We start from the raw sequence: 19,964 nt of genomic DNA on the forward strand, positions 1-19,964 counted from the left end.
AGAGGCGCTTTTTGCCTCGTCCGAGGGGGCGAAACGACCGGAGATTCTAGCCGCTGGAGCTGGACAATGCTTTCGCCGAATTTTGAGGTGGGAGTATTACTGCCCACGAATAGCGGGATAAGTGCAACTACCCATTAGAGATTGAATTTAAATAAACAAGTTCACATTTCCTTCAGATGCATCCGCTAAATACGCTGCAACTCCGGCAAATTCAACATCTTCCATAATTTCTTCTTCTTTTAGTCCTAATAAATCCACTGTCATTTGACAAGCGACTAGTTTTACCCCCTGTTCTTTCGCCATATCAATTAAATCTGGCAGTGGCATTGCATTATGTTTTTTCATGACATGCTTAATCATTTTCGGTCCCATGCCTGCAAAATTCATTTTCGATAACCCCATCTTATCTGCACCGCGAGGCATCATCTTTCCAAACATTTTCTCTAAGAAATTTTTCTTTGCTTTTATCGGCTCATCTTTACGAAGCGCATTCAACCCCCAAAATGTATGAAAAATCGTTACTTCTTGATCGTACGCTACTGCACCATTTGCGATAATATACGCTGCCATCGCTTTATCATAATCTCCGCTAAATAACACAATTGTTGTTGTTTTCTTTTGTTCCATATTGACTCCTCCCGTAACTACTCATACCCGTATAGGTAATTTAATAATCCGTACAAAGTCCTTTCGCAAATGAAAGGACTTTGTATCTTTCGTTCATCTATTTAACAGTTACTCTGTTTTCCCTTCCCAAGCTAACATACCACCGTTCATATTGATCACTTGGAAACCATAACTCTCTAAAAATTGAACCGCTCGCGAGCTTCTACCACCAGAACGACATACCATTACGTACTCTTTATTCTTATCTAACTCATGCATACGAAACTCTAATAAACGAAGTGGAATATGAAGTGCTTCTAGAATTTTCCCTTCTGCAACCTCTTCTACCTCACGTACATCAATAATGTTTACAGCTTCATTACTCATGAGTTTATATTCTAATTCTTTCGCAGTGATTTCTTTCATTTTTCTATATCCTCCTTAACGCCAAGCGCCCATACCACCTGAAACATTTATAATATGTTTAAACCCTAACTTCTTTAAAATTTTTGTTGCTTGTTTACTCCTCATTCCGCTTTGACAAATGACAATTACTTCTTTGTTTTTATCTAAGCTAGTTGCTTTTTGTACAAGTTCATTTAATGGCATATTTCGAAAACCTTGAATGTGATTGCCTCTAAATTCCCCTGGTGTACGTACATCAATCAATTGCTTATTCTTTTTCTTAAGCTCATCTTTTAGTTCTTTCCCGCTTATATTTTTTACTCCTTTAACAGGTAACAAACGAGAAATAATAAACAAAGAAATCAATGCAATCAAAACACTGTTCAATACTACATTCATATCCATACCCTCCTTGTTGTTACGCTTTTTGAATCCAAAACTTTAAAACTCCATCTTCTTCAACATGTTGTAATACTTCATGCCCACCTGTTTGTGCCCATGCTGGAATATCTTTTATAGCACCTTTATCTGTTAAATGAACTTCTAGCACCTCTCCAGTTTGCAGAGCATCCATCGCTTTTTTTGTTCTTACGATTGGCATTGGGCACGCTAATCCTTTTGCATCTAATACTTGTTTTACATTCATTTTATATACCTCCGATAATATGTTTTATTTACTCATGAACCGCACAGCGATTTGGTCCAATCTCCATTTCACGTTGTTCTTCTTCATTTGGATTTATTTTCCCCATATTCGTTTGACGAATTTCTTGATATGCATTTGGCTGGGGTGGTAAGTTTTCTGTAACTGTTCTACGAAACTCTGCCTCATTCTCAATATTTAATCCTGCATTCTGTACAAATAAATCTTTCAACTTTGCACTAACTACGCCTTGTTCATCCAGTTCACTCACTTTAGAATAATGAGCTGGTAAAACAGTTAAATCTTGAGATAATTCTTTGTAACGTTTATATAAAGTGTTACGTAAATCACTTACCCAGTCTTCTGCCTTACCCGCAAGATCTGGGCGACCAATGGAATCTACAAATAAAATGTCACCTGATAAAAGATAGGAATCATCTACGATAAATGACATACTTCCAATTGTATGACCTGGTGAATAGATTGCTTGCATGTCAATTTTTGTTGTTCCAACTGTAATGACAGTTCCTTCTACAAGCGGCTCATAAGAAAATACAACCTCTTCTGCATCTTTTGGTGGTAACCAATACGTGCCGTTTATCTTCTCAGCTAACTTACGACCGCCAGAAATATGGTCGGCATGTAAATGGGTATCTAAAACATTCGTAATGACAACACCTTGTTCTTTCGCAAAACTTTCATAAGCTTCGATTGTGCGTACAGAATCAATCACTGCCGCTTCACCATTCGAAACAACCATATACGATAAGCAACCTTTTCCGACACGGTTGAATTGATAAATGCTACCGCCGTCTTTTAAATTCCCTACTTTAATTGGTTTGACATACTCACTCCAAGCCTTCATACCACCAACTAAATAATAGACATTCTCTATGCCAGCTTCTACGAGTTGTTCCGCCACAAACATAGAAGATCCTTCTTTCGCACATACAACAAGAATATCTTGATTTTTTGGCAATTCAGCCAAAATACCGTCTACACCTTCTAATAAATCAAAGTATGGCTTATTAATAGATGCTACTTGCTTCCCTTCGATTTTCCAATCCACATAATCAGCTGCATTACGAACATCTAAAATAAACAGTTCTTCAAACAACACCTTCTCAGCAACATCTTTCGCTTGTAATCCTACAACACTCATCAATTTACCCCCCATGGTATATTTTTGTTTAAAAAAATTAAAAACTCTTTATTCTTTCTCCAAAGCACCATACCACTGCGACATACCAGGGACTACATTTTTCACATGCAAGAAACCTTGTTTTTCTAATAACTGACATGCTAGATCACTGCGGTTACCTGTACGGCAAATGACATAAATCAATTTTGTTTTATCAAGCTCACTCAATCTTTCTTCTAAATCACCTAACGCAATTAATACAGCTGATGGAATGTGACCAAAAGCAAATTCAGCTGGTTCCCTTACATCTAAAACAATGCATTCCTCTTGAGATGCTAATTTATTTTGTAATTCTTCATTTGTCATTGTATGAGAATATTTAACTGCTTCCTTCATTTCCTCTTGACGTGTTTTTCGTAAATAATGCTTCAAAACACCGTTCTCATCTTTCATACCGAGATATTGATGTCCTACATTTTTCGCCCAAGCTTGAATATCAGCTACCGAGCCTTTATCTGTCGCTTCTACTTCAATTACTTGGCCCTCTTCTAACGTATCCATTGCTTTCTTCGTCCGGACAATTGGCATCGGACATGCTAAACCTTTACAATCCAAAGTAGTATTAACTTGTATACTCATGTTTCATTCCTCCTGAAACCTTCATTTTACACATACCTATAGGGGTATATTAAAATCATTTTTAAAATCTGCCAAAAAAATTGACAGATTATCTGCTTTTTACAAGTAGTTGTACAGCTTCTTTAATGACATCTTCATTAGATGTATCGCCTTTTTCAAATTGCTCGCGAAGGCATTTCTCTAAATTCGTTCCGACAATTAATCCAATCGTACGATCCATTGCAGAGCGTGATGCCGTTAGTTGTGTAATCACTTCTTTACAATCTTTTCCCTCTTCCATCATGCGAAGGACACCACGAATTTGTCCTTCAATTCGCTTCAAACGATTTTTCATATCTTGACCGTATTCCAATGGATGAGCACCTCCATACTTTCACTTGTTTTATGTTAAAGTAACATGTTGATTTAACCCTATACACGTATATTATACCCTAGAGGGTATTTTGTAAACCCCTCTTTTTATTTTTTTGTAATAAAGCCCTGTCAAAACTGACAGGACTTTATTACTTATGATGAACACACTTGAAATATTAATGCGCAACGCGGTTTGGTAAAGCTGTCCCATACAACTTAAAACCACCATCAACATTCTTTACTTTATACCCATTTTCCATTAAAATACGTGCCGCTACATACCCTCTCATGCCGAGTTGACACGTAATATAAATTTCTTGATCTGTTGGAATCTCGTGTAATCGATCGCGCAATTCATCTAATGGAATATTTACAGATCCTTTAATAATGCCTTGTTTTAATTCGTTCGGTTCACGAACATCAATTAAATATCCGCCTTTTTCCACGATGTCATCAATTTCATGCCATTGCACGATATCAACAAGTCCCTCAATAATATTGCTTGCTGCATACCCCACCATGTTTACAGGGTCTTTAGCAGAAGAATACGGCGGAGCGTATGATAATTCTAAATCAGGTAAGTCCATTACCTTCAATTTTCCTTTCATTGCAGTTGCAATGACATCGATTCGTTTGTCTACACCAGTACGGCCTACAGCTTGCGCTCCGTAAATTTCTCCTGATTCCTTGTTAAAGATAAGCTTTAGTAAAACCGGATACGCATTTGGATAATAGCCAGCATGAGAATTCGCTTGTACGTGAACTACCTCATAGGGCAAACCTAAACGTTGTAATACTTTTTCGTTCACCCCTGTTGAAGCGACTGTTAATTCAAATACTTTTGCAATGGATGTCCCCATCGTTCCTTTATATATAGAATCTGCATGGCCATGAATAATATCCGCTAATAGACGCCCTTGACGATTTGCCGGCGCTGCAAGTGGAATCATTGTTTCTGTTTCCGTGACAAAATCTTTTACTTCAATCGCATCTCCAATCGCATAAATAGATGGATCAGAAGTTTGCAGCGTTTCATTTACTTTAATCGTATTTCGAACGCCTAGTTCCAATCCTGCCTCTTTTGCCAAGCTGCTTTCAGGCTCTACACCGATAGAAAGAATGATCATATCTGTATGAATTTTCGTACCGCTTTTCAGACGAATAACCGTTCCTGCTTCTTCAAAAGCTTCTACCCCATCTTCTAAAATGAGCTGAACACCATGTTTTGTCATATGCTCATGTACATATGCTGCCATTTCATAATCAATCGGCGGCATGACTTGATTGTTCATTTCTACAAGCGTTACATCAAGGCCTCTTTCTCTCAAGTTTTCCGCCATTTCAACGCCGATAAAGCCTCCGCCTACAACAGTCGCGCGGCGCGGTTTTTGTTCATCAATATATCCTTTTATACGATCTGTATCCGGTACATTTCGTAATGTAAATAATGCTTTCGCTTCGTCAATTCCTGGAATTGGTGGAACCATCGGCTTAGAACCCGGTGAAAGAATTAAAACATCATAAGATTCTTCATAAGTTTCATTGGTAACTACACTTTTCACCACAACTGTTTTTTCTTCTTTATTAACTTTGATTACTTCACTTAAAATGCGAATATCTAAATTAAAGCGCTTAGACATTTTTTCTACTGTTTGCACTAACAACTTTTGTCTTTCTTGAATCACTCCGCCAATATAATATGGCAGCCCGCAATTCGCAAACGAAATATACTCTCCGCGCTCAAACATAACAATCTCATCATCTTCACTTAAACGACGTAGACGCGCTGCAACTGATGCTCCGCCAGCAACTCCGCCCACTACAACAATTTTTCTACTCATTCTTTTCTCCTCCTTACTTATACCCGTATAGGTATATAATAAACATAAAAAAATAATTGTGCAACACTTCAAACTCCAACTTTCTGTTTGTTCACAAATTCGAAACAAAAAAGAATCTTAATTTTTGTAACATTCTGTTCATATTCCGTTCATATTCTTATTTTAAAATCTTCCTGAAAATAGAATAAGGAGGTTATATATGTGATTCCTAAACTTGCTCGCTTCATAAGTAGTCCAAAGGGTGCCAAAATAGTGTTAATCGCTTGGATTCTTGCTATTGGCGTTTTAAGTTTCATCGCACCATCAGCCAAAAAGTACGCAACAAGCAGTGGTGAAGGAAGCATCCATGAAGATACGCCGTCTGCTGTAGCGCAAAAGATAGTAGACGAACAATTTCCATCTAAAGATGGGGCCGTCGCCCTCCTTGTTTTTCATGGAAAAAACGCAATCACTGAAGCCGATCGTGCAAAAATCTCAGAAATTAGCAAATGGCTTTCCTCAGATGATAAACCAAAACATGTCGTAAGTGCCTTACCATTTCATAAGCTTCCAAAAGCCACACAAGATAAAATGTTCTCCAAAGATAACACAACCATTCTTTTAAATGTTGCCTTAACGAAAGATTTAGAATCCGATCAAATTTATGAGACATTAGATCAAATTCGAAACCATGTAAAACAAATGGATATCGGTGACTTAAAGCTTGAGATTACAGGTCCAGCTGGAATTGCAGCGGATACGATTACGCTGTTCAAAAATGCTGACTTCGTATTAATGTTTGCAACAATCGGATTAATTCTCATTATATTAATCATCATTTATCGCTCCCCATTGCTTGCTATCATTCCATTAATCATTGCCGGTATTGTATATGCAGTAGTCGATCGCATTTTAGGATTGGCAGGTCAAAACGGATGGTTCGTTGTTGAAAAACAAGCTCTTTCCATTATGATGATTCTACTCTTTGCTGTTTTAACGGATTATTGTTTATTCATCTTAGCTCGTTATAAAGAAGAGTTAAAAAAGACGAGTTCAAAGTACGATGCGATGCAAGCTGCATTAACGCAAGTAATGGAACCGATTCTCTTTAGCGGCGGAACAGTGCTAGTTGCGATGCTTACATTGTTCTTTGCTGTCTTTAATGCATATCATAACTTCGCCCCAGTCTTTTCAGTTGCTATGGTGTTCATTCTTCTTGGAGGCATTACACTCATTCCCGCTCTATTTGCACTCGTAGGTCGAAAAGCATTTTGGCCGTTCATTCCAAAAGTAGCCGAAAAAGAAGAAAAGCTAGGCGGCTTCTGGACAAATATAGGCACTTTTGTAAAGAAAAAGCCTTCCATCACAGCAAGTATACTGTTAATCATGCTTATTCTTGCTTCACTAAACGTTGGATCTATGAAATATTCATTTAATTTATTGAAGTCATTTCCGAATGATACTTCATCGCGGCAAGGATTTGAAATGTTAGAGGAAAACTTTCCACCAGGACAATTAGCACCTGTCACTGTCATTTTAAAATCAGATAAAGAAATTGTCTTAGACCAGTCCTTTCTTGATAAATTAACCTCATTATCAAGCGCAATGAAAAAATTAGATGGTGTAAACACCGTCACGCCGGAAATCACTTCCGCAGCACCAAATGCAAACTTACCAAAAAATTTCTTATCGGAAGAAAAACATGCCATCAAACTGCAATTAACTTTACAAGACAATCCTTACGACCAAGCTGCTTTAAATACAATCCGTCTACTACGAGAAAACAGCAACAGTTTGTTAACGAATAGTGGCTTTGATTCCAAACAATATTCCTTACATTATAGCGGGCAAACCGCACAGCAATTAGATGTGCGATCTTTAAATGAAAAGGATACAATTGTGACGTTCTCGCTCATTTCCCTTTTCATTCTCATTATGCTGACATACCAATCACGGTCAATTATTATCGCATTCACAATGATGATAACTATGTTACTTTCGTATTCCGCAACGCTAGGACTAGGTTGGATGATCTTTCATTACATTTTAGGCTACGACTCAATTAGCTATCGCCTCCCTGTCTACACCTTTGTGTTTCTCATTGCATTAGGAGTCGACTACAATATTATGCTCGTATCCCGCATCAAAGAAGAAGCGCAAAAATATGAATGGAAAGAAGCAGTGGCACGCGGAGTTGCGTTAACAGGAGGCGTCATTTCATCAGCTGGTATTATACTCGCAGCTACATTCGCTGTGCTCATTACTCAGCCCCTTCAAGAACTCTTTCTGTTCGGTTTGACAATGACAATGGGAATTTTAATTGATACGTTTCTTGTGCGCGGTATGCTGCTCCCTTCGATTTTAATTTTTTTCAAACCAAGACGTTCCAAACATATTTCTTCACTTCCAACAGATATGAAATAGCCGTAAAAATGAAAAGTGTGCACTCAGCACACTTTTTGTTTTCTTCGCAATTGTAATAACGTGTTCATCTTCCGTTCATAAACATTTCTTATTCGATAAAAGTAAAACTCCATCAGTTTTTTCTTCCTCCCCACTTCTCTTCTTTATAGGAGGAAGGATTACTATATATTCATTTTAATTTTCCGACATATAAGCCGCTGCTATCCAGAATAAAACATGAACGCTACTTGCTTGCTCCATTTGTTTTAACATGGCCCGTGGCAAAAAAAGGCCCTGACCGCTTCAAACACGGCCAGACGCTCTCGCCCATCTAAAAAAATGGTTTTTATGTTGATCTTTATGTCGGTTTTTCATCTATACATAACCTACAAACTCGTCTTTTGTAACTTTCTGTTCATATTCCGTTCATATTTCCTCTTTATGATAAGAACATAGAACGAAACAAGGAGGAACGAACCTTATGTTTTTAGCACTTAAAGAATTAAAACAATCGAAATTACGTTACGGATTAATCGGTACAATCATGATGTTATTATCATTTCTTGTACTTATCATATCAGGTCTAGCAAATGGTTTATCTCATGATAATGCCTCTTCTATTATCGAAATGAAAGCAAACAAATTTATCCTATCAGATGATGCAGATGGTAAATTGTTACGCTCGCAAATTAAGAAAGAAGATGTCGATAAAGTATTGGCACAAGTTGATGCAAAAGATGCAGTTCCAATGCATATTAAAGTATCAACATTTGAAAAAGAAGGAACTTCAAATAAAGTTGATGTTGCTATTTTCTCAAGCAAACAAGATTCATTCATTGCTCCAAAAGTAATTGAAGGAAAAAATGGGACGTTAGCAGACAATGAAGTTGTCGCTGATGAATCAATTAAAGAAAAAGGAATTAAACTTGGAGATCAACTAGTAGATCCTATTTCTAAAAAAGCTTTCAAAGTTGTCGGATTCTCGCAAAATCAAATGTTTAGTCATTCACCTGTTGTTCACATGAATGAAAATGTATGGGACGCTATTGCCCTGCCAAATCAAAAAGATTACAGTGTAATCGCTCTAAATACTGATAAAAAAAGCGATAACGCAAAAGTTGTTGATAAAAAAGAAGTACTACAAAGTATTCCAGGTTATAAAGAAGAACAAGGAACATTAACGATGATTATCACGTTCTTACTTGTTATTTCAGCATTGTTAATTGGCGTATTCTTCTATGTCATTACATTACAAAAAACACATCAATTAGGTGTATTAAAAGCAATCGGAACGAAAAACTCATATTTAGCAAATACGTTAGTTGTACAATCTATAGTCTTAACTGGCGTTGCTCTTATTATCGGCATTGGTTTAATCTTTGCGGTAGAGGCTATTTTACCAGCTAGTATGCCGTTCTTATTAACAACAACAACAATCTTACAATATACAGGTGCCTTTATCGTAATTAGTATACTAGGTACATTAATTTCTCTATATCAAGTATTAAAAGTAGATGCATTAGAAGCAATCGGAGGTGGCATGTAATGATAACGGAAGTAAAATGGGATAACCCATCGTCATTATTAAAGCTTGATCAAGTAAGCAAAACATACGGCCAAGGTGAAACAGAAGTAACTGCCCTGCACCCTATTACGTTAGATGTAAAAGAGGGCGAATTCATCGGTATCGTTGGTCCATCTGGCTCAGGGAAAAGTACATTGCTTTCCATTGCAGGTGCACTTCTCTCTCCTTCAAAAGGAAACATTTATGTTTCAGGTCAAAATATAACAAGCTTATCAGAAAAAGAAATGACCGATATTCGCTTACGAAAAATCGGATTTATATTCCAATTTGCAAACCTCGTACCTTTCTTAACGGTGAAAGAACAACTTCTGTATATCGCTAAGTTAAAAGGAGAAGATAAAAAAGAAGCAAGTAAGCTTGCGGAACAATTACTGCAAACATTTGGATTAGGACATCGCATGAATCATCATCCAAATCAGCTTTCAGGCGGTGAAAAACAACGTGTAGCAATCGCTCGTGCATTCATGAATGATCCCGATTTAATTTTAGCTGACGAACCGACTGCGAGCCTTGACTCAAAACGCGCAAGAGAAGTCGTTGAATTAATGAAACAAGAAGTGAAGAAAAATAAAAAAGCAGCGATTATGATTACACATGATGAAAAAATGCTTGATGTATGTGATCGAATTTTAACGCTTCGCGACGGAAAATTATTACGAGAAAACGAAGTGTAAATCGCAATAATCTAAAAAACTTTCTTAGCCCTATTTCCATAGGGAATAAGAAAGTTTTTTCTTTATTCACAAGTACCTCTTCATTTTTTGTTTACAACATAATACAATTTAAATATAATAATCAAGCCAATCTCACATGTAATATTGCGTTCATATTCTATTCATAATTCTCATGTAACATATTTGATATAAGGAACATGACAGTTAGAAAGGAATGATGAACGTGTTAGCGTCTGCTATTGCATGCATTACAGCTGCACTCATTTTTTATACAATTGGCGTATGGAGTGAAAAATTCCAAAAGACATTAAAACCTTGGCATGTCGTCATTTTTTGGCTCGGGCTCGTCTGTGATACACTCGGAACGACATTAATGGAAAAAATGGCCGAGGCAGGATCCCTGTTTAGTTTCCACGGAATCACAGGCCTAACCGCTATTTTACTGATGTTATTCCACGCTGTTTGGGCAACAATTGTGTTAATCAAAAAAGATACAAAAATGATGACAACATTCCACAAGCTAAGTGTTATCGTCTGGTTCATTTGGCTGATCCCATATATTTCTGGCCTTATATACGGAATGACAAACCACTAATAATCGCAGTCTACTATCCAAAAATAACTATTGCTAATGCTATCTAGGAGGTATATGATGAAAAAGTTATATAATGCAGCATTCACTTATTTAATTATCGGTTTACTATCAGGTGTATTCGCGAGAGAATACTCAAAAGCACAAGGAATTGAAGGTACGACTTCACTATTCAAGTTGCACACACATGTGCTAGTTCTTGGATTTATATTCTTCTTGCTTGCCTTTGCTCTATCAAAATCATTTGCGTTCCATGAGGCAAAAAGCTTTAACATGTGGTTCATCGTCTATAATTTAGGACTAGTTTTAACAATTGGTTCAATGGCAGCGCGCGGACTTCTTCAACTCAATGGAGCTGATTTTAAAGGATTAAGTCATATTGCTGGAACGTCTCATACAATCACTGGTATCGCTCTCGTTTGGTTTATGATTCTATTAAAAAAATCGTTCAAAGGATAAAAGGAGGTCAAACATGAGCTTACCTGTTTTATCAAGTATTGTTGCTCTTTGTATGGCTGTTGGAATGATGTTTCTTCGCTTAAAATCAGCAAAGAAACCTGTAACACTTAAAAAAATTATCCTCCCGCCCTTTTTCATGAGTACGGGAGCATGCATGTACATCTTACCAGAATTTCGCTTAACATCATCTGAAATTCTCGAAGCAGTGATCGTTGGTTTATTTTTCTCTATTTTTCTTATTAAAACATCAAAATTTGAAATACGTGGAACAGACATCTATTTAATACCTTCTAAAGCATTTATCTTTATTTTAGTCGGTTTACTTGTTGTCCGCCTCGGTATGAAAGAATATTTAAGTCAATCAATTGATTTAGGACAATTAAGCGGTATGTTCTTCTTACTTGCTTTTGCAATGATCGTCTCTTGGAGAATTGGCATGTACCGTTCATTTATGAGATTACAAAAGGAAATGAACTTTGTAAGCAAGAGTGTTTAATGATAAAAAAAAGTCCGATATTGTATCGGGCTTTTTTTATTGAAAACCTTTCTTCTTTTAGGTGGGCAAGAGCGTCTGGCCATGTATAGGAGCGGGCAAGGCCTTTTTCTGCCACGGGCTATGTTAACAGCAACAACTTATATCCGTTTCAAAAATTAGAAGTCTGTTTTTCTTCTACTAGATCATATGCTACTTTCTGCACTTTTGAAGTATTTGATTTTTCAAATGCATTTTGTAATCCTACTAACATCAAATTAGCCGCAACGACTGTTAAAGAGAAAAAGATAATGGGAACGAGCGCAATCCAAGGGTGAATAGAAAGCATGTGAAATTTATCTCCAATTAACCCAGACCATTCAAATGATAACGTCCGTGGCGGTTCTTTTGCAGGACTATGGTCAATCACTGTTCCGCCGAAGAACATCTTTAGTACTCCTAAATGCGCTAAAACGAGAAGAACTTTATTGAATTGCTGAACCAATAAAATGATTAACGTAGAACGAAGCTGTGGGAATATATGTTTACGTAAAATGTGAAATTTTGATCCGCCTAATACAGAGGCAGCTTCCACAAACTCTGTTGTGAATAGTTTTTTCACTTCATTCGCGACATAAAAAGACGTTGTCGGAAGCGCAAGAATGGTCAGAATAAACATTTCAAAAAGAGCACGTTGATAAAACGGCTGCTGAAATCCATCGATCGGCATCGACATCACATTTACTAGCAAAAAGTACGCTATAATCGTCAGCGGCATAATCGTAAAGCTATCAAAAAACGATTCAATCTTACTGCTCCAGCTTTTCAAAAACGTACCAATCCCGACGCCAAACACAATTGCAAATCCGACCTGCAGCATGGCAATACACGCCGATAAACCAATGGTAAACTTTGCACCTTGTATAATGACATGAAGTAAATCATATCCATGTATATCAGTACCTAGCAAAAAATGAGTAGACGGTGAGAATGGCGGCGCCCCAATCAAGTTCCCATTCTCATAAAGGGCTGTCACTTGTCTAATTTGACCATCATTGAAAATCGTATTCGCAACACTAGCAAGTATCAGTATGACTAAAAACAAGAAACTGAACAGAAATTGTTTTTCCCGTACAAGATGTTTAATCACCTATACTCCCTCCCCTCTCATAACAGCAGGTACAAATAGATCGTACGCTTTGTAAAGAATAAAAAATGGAATATAAAGCAACAAAAGCGTTACAACAAACACTTCTGGAAATGGATATTTCAAAACAAAATACACAACACCAGGAACATTAAACAAATACTCAACCATCAACAAATTTGAAAACATAAACCATACAATCGTTTTGGAATAATGAAACATCGTAAACAACACATTGCGGAGCACATGATGACGAAATATGTGATAGAAATTCAACCCTTTTGCACGAGCATACGCAATATAATCTTTTTGCAGCTCTGCTTCTACTTGCAGCAGAAAAATACGAGTCAACATAATCGTGGGGGGAATACTTAAACAAACAACAGGCATCAAAATGGACTGATTCTTCCATGTAGTGGCAATATTAAACACCATAATATCCGTTTTTTTAAATAACCAAAGCACCAAAATTTGAAAACACATAATGATGAACAAATCAGGTACTGATTCTAATATAACCAACACAAACTTCATTCTTTTCAATTTCTCATAGAAAAAGCGAATAATCAGATAGGTAAAACAAAAAGCACATACAACCGAAATGAAAAGTGCCAGCATAAACAGCCCCAAAGACTGCCAATAAAACTCAAAAACTTGCGGAAATATCGGCCGTAAACTTTTCCCATACGTCAAATGAGAAAAATCTAATAGCTTTTTACATAAGCCCCCAAGAGCTTTAAAATAATTATTTATATCCATTTCCATTCCTTTAAACAAACTCGGTAGTGAACTTAAACAAAGAATACCCGCGACAGCTAGAATGAGTTGTGTGATTGCTGTGGTAACTTTTTGGATTGTGATTGTTTTCATAACGCCCTTCCCCTTCTCTATTTCTCTTCAAGTTTCTTCTCATCATCCCCACTTATACAAATTGCTTAGCCTTATGATTATCATGTTCTTGAGAATAAATTTTACAAAACTCGTCACCATTTTGAAGCAATTCTGTATATGTCCCTGATTCTACTACTTTTCCGTCTTTCAATACGATAATGTAGTCTGCATGCCTTATGCTTTCTATTCTATGAGCAACAAGAATTGTAGTCATTTTATTTCGAAACTGTGTTAACAACCCCTTGTTCACCAAATATTCTGAATGCGGATCTAAAGCAGACGTTGCCTCATCCAATATCAACACCTGAGGTTTCCTTACGAGCGCTCTAGCTAGGGCAATTCTTTGCTTTTGGCCTCCAGATAATACATGCCCATTTTCCCCCATATTTGTAAGGTATCCTTCTGGTAAATCTGAGATAAAATCGTGAGCTTGTGCTATTTTACATGCGTGATAAATATCTTGTTTAGAAGCTAGGAGATCTCCAAAGAGAACATTGTCAAAGACAGAACCTGAGAAAAAATGATTTTCCTGAAGAACCACTCCTATCTGTTCTCGGAATTGCTTTGTAGAACAACTTTGTAAAGAATGATTTCCTATTAAAATCTCACCTTTATTTGGCAAGTACAATCCAGTCAACAGTTTTATTAAAGTACTTTTTCCTGCACCACTTTCTCCTACAATTGCTGTAATTTTACCTTTAGGGAGAATACAACTCACGTCATGTAAAGTACTTACACCATCTGTATAAGAAAACGTCACGTTGCGTAATTCTATTTGTCCAGAAAAATCTATATTCCCTTGTTCAGATGGATAATGTTGAGGCTTACTCATATTCATAATCTCTGATATACGTTGTAATCCTCCAAAAGAAGATTGGATATCGGCATACAATAGAGATAAATGATTAATCGGTGCAAATAAACTCATAATATAAGTAACAAATGCGACCAACGTCCCTAAAGTAAGCTGTTCACTTTGAACAAAATGGCTCCCAAACCAATATAAAAGCGCAAAAATAATCCAATAACTTAAAGTATTGATACTAACAGATACAGAACGAATATATGTGTTTCTTAATTCAAGTGGAATTAACCTTTGAAAGGATTTTTTTAATCTTAAAATATCCCAGTTTTGCCTATTAAACAATAAAATCTCTTTGGTAGCATGGAGACTTTCGCTAATTTTTTCTGAGTTTACCGCAATTTGTTCTTGAATCTCATATGAAATTTTTTTTAACGGCTTTGCAATAAAATAATTCACAATAAATGGTATAGGTACAATAGCTAAGCTAATCAGGGTAAGCTTCCAGCTTAACGAAAACAGAATAATCAAACTAATTATAACCTGTGTCAACGTTTGGACAAAAGAAGGTAATATCCATTTCATTAAATGAGAAATCAGCATTGTATCATTTTGAAATACTGATACCAGTTCTCCTGTGCTTCTTTTCTCATAAAAAGGATATGCTAACCCACGAATATGCTGCGCAAAATCAGATTTAACCTGCATAACCACTTTTTCTGCGACGTAAGTATTCAGTAAATTTTTTCCTATATCTAGTATAGCAGAAATGAAAGCCAAGCTAATGATAAGTAATAGAATTTTTAGCAATAAGTCAAACTTTTCTTTTCCAAATACATCATCAATAATAATTTTTGTCACATATGGAAAAAACGATTGGATAGCTGTTCCCAAAAAAATTAAAAAAACTAATAATAAAAAAAACCATGTATATGGTTTGATATAGCGCCAATATTTTCTATTCATTTCTCCACCCTATTAGTTTAAAAAGGCTCTGTTTTAAACAAAGCCTTTTAATATTAATTTTGGCAGGCACCAAACAAATTAGTTATAAATACTTAGATCTTGCTTATGTTACTTATGGTGTTTAATAAGGACGACATCTGTCTGGCTTATAGTAGTCATAACCATCATAACTCTCTGGATACCCACCTATACATTTTGCTTGAGTTAATTGAACTGCCTTACCATATTCTACAAGAGTTGGAGATGTGTACGTTTTTTTCATTTTTCATTTCCCCCTAAATTTTATTTTTTGTTTCGAATACCTGCCAAGTTAAAAACTACTATAAATAATCCAGTTTACCCTGAATCCAAATCTCTAAGGATAATGCTCTCATAAGACTTGTATAAAACTTAAAGTCTGTAAATAACCCCATATAATATTTTTCACAAATCTCAATAAGGGATTTTGGATTAACTAATCCCAATTCTGTCAAAGTAGGGCAATGATAGTACGAACTAATTTGATGCCATTCTTTTTTAAACCCACTTAACATAAATGTTGTATGGGCACCTTTAGTAGTTCGGGTTCGAATTTTCTCCGGAAGAATCCCTTTCATGGATTCGCGCAAAATATATTTACTATGTTTTGGATTATATTTTAAATGAACGGGTACTGCAGCAAGATATTCCATTATCTTAGAATCAAGAAATGGCGCACGAACTTCCATTCCATTCGCATGAGCAACATACTGGTTTGTCCATTCCCTACCTGTTCTATAAATTAAGAAATTGAAATATTCTATCACTTCCTCCTCTGTCCACTTACAATCGTTATATGTCGACGAAAATCTTTCCTGCAAAAGACTTGGGTCTATACGCTCACAATTAACCCAAGGAGGGATAAATTCCTCAGATTGATGGAACTTCGGCTTGAGTGTGTACTTGTAGAACAGTTCCCAAAGTGGAATAGCACTTTCTCGCCAGAGCTTTAACTCTTTTAATAAAGTTGCGAACCTTTTTTTCTTAGCAAGGCCCGCTAAATAGTACGGCGATCCATGCAATACTTGATCTCCATACATACCGCTCATATGTATATGAACCCCATCCTCTTTCATAACTTGAAGAATTTCTGATCCAAACTTATAGTTGAATAAGTGATATGGCTCATCAAAAGATTGTAAATACGAGAAGTCACCTCTGAAATTCCAATGATGGTCTCCATCTATCATCCTTGATTCACTAGGATATTTTTGTAAAGCGGATAAAACATAAGGTTCCTCATTTGCCTCTTTTTGTTTTTGAAAAACATAAGTGTAGGCTTTCATGTTAATTTTCGAATTGAATTCCTGGTCTAATTGAGCTATAGTCGAAAAAATAGACGAAGAATCTAAACCGCCACTCAATGAAATTCCTACAGCACCGTCACTTCTAATTTGATTATGAACCGTGTTTGCAAACAAATGTCGAAATCCTTCTATGTACTCAGATTCTTTCTTATAGGAAATCGGTAGAGGTTTAAAATGATAATATCGGTCGACAGATAACTTCCCTTGAGAAAGCGTGAGATAATGCCCTGCCTTCAATCGATAAATACCCTGGTATGCTGTAGCCTCTTCTACCTTCGGATTATCTAACAAATACCCTTGTAAATAACGTAAGTTGAGCTTCTTTGTTACATTACTATGCATCAATATTTGTTTAATTTCAGACCCCCATACTAATGTAGAACCATCGAAATAATAGAACAGGTGTCGATGCCCTACGCGATCTCGTCCAAGCAATAAGCTTTGCTTCGTCTCATCCCATATAGATAAAGCAAAGTCCCCATGCAATTCCTGTAAGAAATCTTCGCCCCAACAATCATAGGCATATACTACTAAATAAGCATCAGGTTCATCTCTTTTCACTTCTAATCCTAATTTTCTTTGCAAATTTTCTTTATAATCTAATCTACCATCGAAGGTAATAAAGTAGTTACGTCCATTGACCTTATAAGAAATCTTTTGATACTTTGCATCTGGTGTAGTGAATAATAAAGCTTGTCCTAAAGCGACGTTAGATGCACATAGTAGTGTCTCTTTTGAATGTATTCCCCTGTGTTTTGCCACACTCAGCATTTCATTAATATAAGGGGTAAAATTATTTGGATTGGAATAGGTAACGATACCTGCAATTGTACTCAAATAAACCTCCCCTTCTTTGTTTTCTCTAATCTACATGCGAAAAAATTTTCAGATAGAAAACAGCACATTATGTGCTTCTTTTACATCTGGTGTATCATTAATTACCCGCTCTTGAAACTCTATCCAAGCATGTGCAGTAAAATTTACTTTAGATGCCCCGACGCACATATTGACGTTGTACCCATTTTTTGAAAGTATGTAATAACCGACTAAAGACTGATGTAAACATAGCGCTTTGTCTTTTAAAAAATGCTTATTGCATGCCGTTTGAATAATCTCACATATCTTATATAACTCTTCTGGCTTAACCGAGTCCTGTGTTACCTTTCGTTTCTTTGTTTTTATCCATTCACACGTTTCTTTTAATCCTTTCTTATCCAAAAGATAATCAATATAAAATAGAAGTAGAAAGACTTGTACCCTAACCTTTAACATGCTCATTTACCGTTACAATTTGATGATGAACTAATTTTTCTATAAAACGATATAAATCTTGCCAAACCTGATCTTCCTCTACCTCATATTCATTGATTACATGATTCACAATCACTTGTAGTTCCTCAAAACGTTTTAGTAGCTCCCAAAACATAGCCCCCATCTCATCTAACCCCAAATATATCCCTGTTTCATAATTTAATATGACAAAATTATTTTCACCTTTGGAAGTAAATATTTCTTTCTTAAATGTAATACGCGAGTCTTTTTGTATATCCATACAATACCTCCTGACATCTAACTATTCAGTGTTTTTACTTTATGAACTCTTTACTGATAGTACTTTACAAATCAAAATTCTAAATATTTTCCGTGAAACAAATATATCATCCGACACAAAAATTGAGTATTGGGAAAATTCACTCAATAAAAGAACTACTTTGTTATACATTTTATGAAAATTGTTCCCGAAAACAAAAGAATTACAACTTTCGACCACATAATACACCAATATTCCCTACATATATTTTTCCCAACATATAAAATGTGTTAGAGTGATTCGATATACTGAATGATTTTGATATAATTGTCTCCTATAAAGATTGAATCTAAAAATATACATTATATGGAAAGTAAATAACAATAAGGAGGGGAATATGGAGATTATATTTACTACACTTTGTTTCAGTCTAGGACTGCTATTCTCAATTAGCATATTGGATAAAGTTCTGAAATTTAAGGAACATCTCTTGATTGTAAAGAACTACAAACTCATACCCGAATATACTGTAGCACCTTTCACAATTATCACTATATTTTTGGAATTATATTTATCTTGCTGTTTATTTCTTCTTAACGTCAGACTTCTTACTGTCATAATAGGAACTACTCTTTTGCTTGTATACACTGTAGGGATCTCTATCAATCTATTACGTAAACATACAAACATTTCATGTGGGTGTGGGGGTATCCTTAACAGTAAGCAACTCAGCGTTACCTTAGTCTGGCGAAATGTAGCTCTTATTTCTTCTTTATGGGTTACTTTTTTTGCTAATTATACAATCCAAATTTCGTCTCTATCTTTTGTTACACTTGTCTTCTCATTCTTTGTAGCTACTAATATCATCTTGCTTCTTTCTATATTTAAAGACAATATAGAGACATTCAAAACATACTATAATAGATAAGGAGGATGGCCTAGTGCGCCAGGACCTAATATACCTATTATTATTTATTGCTTTTTTATTAATCACCCTTCAAATGTTTGTGTTATTTTGGTTGTCTAAAATGCTAAAATTCACTATACAGCGCTCTCCAGGTATCAAAGAAGTAAGAATTGGAGATAAAGCTCCGCATTTTTCAGCTCTTGATATACAGGGACATGAAGTTCAATTAAAAAGTCTTCTCCGTGAAAAAAACGTATGTTTACTGTTTATAGATACAAATTGTTCAATTTGTAAAGGGATACTTCCACATATGCAACACCTTACGTCTCGTTACGATATCCAGTTCGTAATCATTAACGAAAATACTGTCATGGATGATACCGGAATACAGAAGTTGTTATCCCCATCTCTAATATACATAAAAAGCCCAGAAATTTTCCGAAAATACGTAATGCGAACCGTTCCCCAAGCCATATTAGTAAATCAAACTGGTTTTGTTCAAAATCGAAATTTAATACCCGATATTGAAGTATTACAAGACCTCTTAGACAATTATCTAGAAGAACAAACAGCGTGATTCATCAATTTCATATTTGAATATC

General features: G+C 35.8%; 23 protein-coding genes. 8 read left to right on the forward strand and 15 right to left on the reverse strand.

Features of this window, described 5'->3' with window-relative positions; all coding sequences use genetic code 11:
- Window positions 1-147: 147 nt before the first annotated feature.
- The 8 genes from BM211_RS16755 to cdr all read right to left on the reverse strand — a co-directional run bounded on the left by BM211_RS16755 (window position 148) and on the right by cdr (window position 5,629).
- Complete coding sequence (locus tag BM211_RS16755) at window positions 148-627, reverse strand: DsrE/DsrF/DrsH-like family protein (RefSeq protein ID WP_090998636.1); 480 nt, start codon at window positions 625-627, stop codon at window positions 148-150.
- Window positions 628-735: 108 nt separating this feature from the next.
- Window positions 736-1,032 carry a rhodanese-like domain-containing protein gene (locus tag BM211_RS16760; RefSeq protein ID WP_090998638.1) on the reverse strand — a complete coding sequence of 99 codons (297 nt, stop codon included), beginning with the start codon at window positions 1,030-1,032 and terminating at the stop codon, window positions 736-738.
- Window positions 1,033-1,047: 15 nt separating this feature from the next.
- Window positions 1,048-1,416, reverse strand: coding sequence for a rhodanese-like domain-containing protein (locus BM211_RS16765; RefSeq protein ID WP_090998640.1), 369 nt, complete (start codon window positions 1,414-1,416; stop codon window positions 1,048-1,050).
- A 13-nt stretch (window positions 1,417-1,429) separates the two neighbouring features.
- A complete protein-coding gene (locus tag BM211_RS16770; protein WP_090998642.1) occupies window positions 1,430-1,657 on the reverse strand; it encodes a sulfurtransferase TusA family protein in 228 nt (75 codons plus the stop codon).
- A gap of 28 nt (window positions 1,658-1,685) precedes the next feature.
- Complete coding sequence (locus BM211_RS16775; RefSeq protein ID WP_090998644.1) at window positions 1,686-2,816, reverse strand: MBL fold metallo-hydrolase; 1,131 nt, start codon at window positions 2,814-2,816, stop codon at window positions 1,686-1,688.
- Window positions 2,817-2,864: 48 nt separating this feature from the next.
- Complete coding sequence (locus BM211_RS16780; RefSeq protein WP_090998646.1) at window positions 2,865-3,434, reverse strand: sulfurtransferase TusA family protein; 570 nt, start codon at window positions 3,432-3,434, stop codon at window positions 2,865-2,867.
- Between the two features lie 88 nt (window positions 3,435-3,522).
- A complete protein-coding gene (locus BM211_RS16785) occupies window positions 3,523-3,786 on the reverse strand; it encodes a metal-sensitive transcriptional regulator (protein WP_035432943.1) in 264 nt (87 codons plus the stop codon).
- A 178-nt stretch (window positions 3,787-3,964) separates the two neighbouring features.
- Window positions 3,965-5,629 (reverse strand): CoA-disulfide reductase, encoded by a 1,665-nt coding sequence (cdr, locus tag BM211_RS16790; RefSeq protein ID WP_090998649.1) that lies wholly within the window; start codon window positions 5,627-5,629, stop codon window positions 3,965-3,967.
- A gap of 201 nt (window positions 5,630-5,830) precedes the next feature.
- Between cdr and BM211_RS16795 the strand changes: the two genes are divergently transcribed.
- The 6 genes from BM211_RS16795 (at window position 5,831) to BM211_RS16820 (ending at window position 11,817) form a co-directional block, all read left to right on the forward strand.
- The gene (locus tag BM211_RS16795; RefSeq protein ID WP_090998651.1) at window positions 5,831-8,032 is read left to right on the forward strand and encodes an MMPL family transporter; all 2,202 of its coding nucleotides are present in this window, start codon (window positions 5,831-5,833) and stop codon (window positions 8,030-8,032) included.
- Window positions 8,033-8,492: 460 nt separating this feature from the next.
- On the forward strand, window positions 8,493-9,557 hold the full coding sequence (locus BM211_RS16800) for an ABC transporter permease (RefSeq protein ID WP_090998653.1): 1,065 nt from the start codon (window positions 8,493-8,495) through the stop codon (window positions 9,555-9,557).
- Entirely contained in the window at window positions 9,557-10,270 is a 714-nt protein-coding gene (locus BM211_RS16805) for an ABC transporter ATP-binding protein (RefSeq protein WP_090998655.1), read from the forward strand. Before BM211_RS16800 ends, BM211_RS16805 begins: the two co-directional genes overlap by 1 nt.
- A 223-nt stretch (window positions 10,271-10,493) precedes the next feature.
- Window positions 10,494-10,865, forward strand: a complete 372-nt coding sequence (locus BM211_RS16810) for an HsmA family protein (protein ID WP_090998658.1) — start codon at window positions 10,494-10,496, stop codon at window positions 10,863-10,865.
- A gap of 57 nt (window positions 10,866-10,922) precedes the next feature.
- Complete coding sequence (locus BM211_RS16815; RefSeq protein WP_035432952.1) at window positions 10,923-11,321, forward strand: DUF2871 domain-containing protein; 399 nt, start codon at window positions 10,923-10,925, stop codon at window positions 11,319-11,321.
- A gap of 13 nt (window positions 11,322-11,334) precedes the next feature.
- Window positions 11,335-11,817 carry a CcdC family protein gene (locus BM211_RS16820; RefSeq protein ID WP_035432954.1) on the forward strand — a complete coding sequence of 161 codons (483 nt, stop codon included), beginning with the start codon at window positions 11,335-11,337 and terminating at the stop codon, window positions 11,815-11,817.
- A gap of 148 nt (window positions 11,818-11,965) precedes the next feature.
- Here the strand turns inward: BM211_RS16820 and BM211_RS16825 are convergent, their stop codons facing one another.
- From BM211_RS16825 to BM211_RS16850, 7 genes are all read right to left on the reverse strand, one after another.
- Window positions 11,966-12,943: an ABC transporter permease gene (locus BM211_RS16825; protein WP_090998661.1), complete on the reverse strand. Its 978-nt coding sequence runs from the start codon at window positions 12,941-12,943 to the stop codon at window positions 11,966-11,968.
- Window positions 12,944-13,810 carry an ABC transporter permease subunit gene (locus tag BM211_RS16830; RefSeq protein WP_090998663.1) on the reverse strand — a complete coding sequence of 289 codons (867 nt, stop codon included), beginning with the start codon at window positions 13,808-13,810 and terminating at the stop codon, window positions 12,944-12,946.
- A 52-nt stretch (window positions 13,811-13,862) separates the two neighbouring features.
- Window positions 13,863-15,599 carry an ABC transporter ATP-binding protein gene (locus BM211_RS16835; RefSeq protein WP_090998665.1) on the reverse strand — a complete coding sequence of 579 codons (1,737 nt, stop codon included), beginning with the start codon at window positions 15,597-15,599 and terminating at the stop codon, window positions 13,863-13,865.
- A gap of 121 nt (window positions 15,600-15,720) precedes the next feature.
- Window positions 15,721-15,861 carry a hypothetical protein gene (locus BM211_RS26535; protein WP_177206955.1) on the reverse strand — a complete coding sequence of 47 codons (141 nt, stop codon included), beginning with the start codon at window positions 15,859-15,861 and terminating at the stop codon, window positions 15,721-15,723.
- 58 nt (window positions 15,862-15,919) lie between these two features.
- Window positions 15,920-17,761, reverse strand: coding sequence for an asparagine synthetase B family protein (locus BM211_RS16840; protein WP_090998667.1), 1,842 nt, complete (start codon window positions 17,759-17,761; stop codon window positions 15,920-15,922).
- Between the two features lie 48 nt (window positions 17,762-17,809).
- On the reverse strand, window positions 17,810-18,202 hold the full coding sequence (locus tag BM211_RS16845; protein WP_090998669.1) for a lasso peptide biosynthesis B2 protein: 393 nt from the start codon (window positions 18,200-18,202) through the stop codon (window positions 17,810-17,812).
- Entirely contained in the window at window positions 18,183-18,476 is a 294-nt protein-coding gene (locus BM211_RS16850) for a PqqD family protein (protein ID WP_090998671.1), read from the reverse strand. The genes BM211_RS16845 and BM211_RS16850 overlap by 20 nt, the downstream gene beginning before the upstream one ends.
- Window positions 18,477-18,852: 376 nt before the next feature.
- On the opposite strand from BM211_RS16850, the gene BM211_RS27590 reads away from it, so the two are divergent.
- Window positions 18,853-19,383 (forward strand): MauE/DoxX family redox-associated membrane protein, encoded by a 531-nt coding sequence (locus BM211_RS27590; RefSeq protein WP_090998673.1) that lies wholly within the window; start codon window positions 18,853-18,855, stop codon window positions 19,381-19,383.
- Between the two features lie 13 nt (window positions 19,384-19,396).
- Window positions 19,397-19,939, forward strand: coding sequence for a peroxiredoxin family protein (locus BM211_RS16860; RefSeq protein WP_090998675.1), 543 nt, complete (start codon window positions 19,397-19,399; stop codon window positions 19,937-19,939).
- Window positions 19,940-19,964: the final 25 nt, after the last annotated feature.

The sequence above is a fragment of the Bacillus sp. 491mf genome, assembly GCF_900112415.1.
Classification (GTDB): Bacteria; Bacillota; Bacilli; order Bacillales; family Bacillaceae_G; genus Bacillus_A.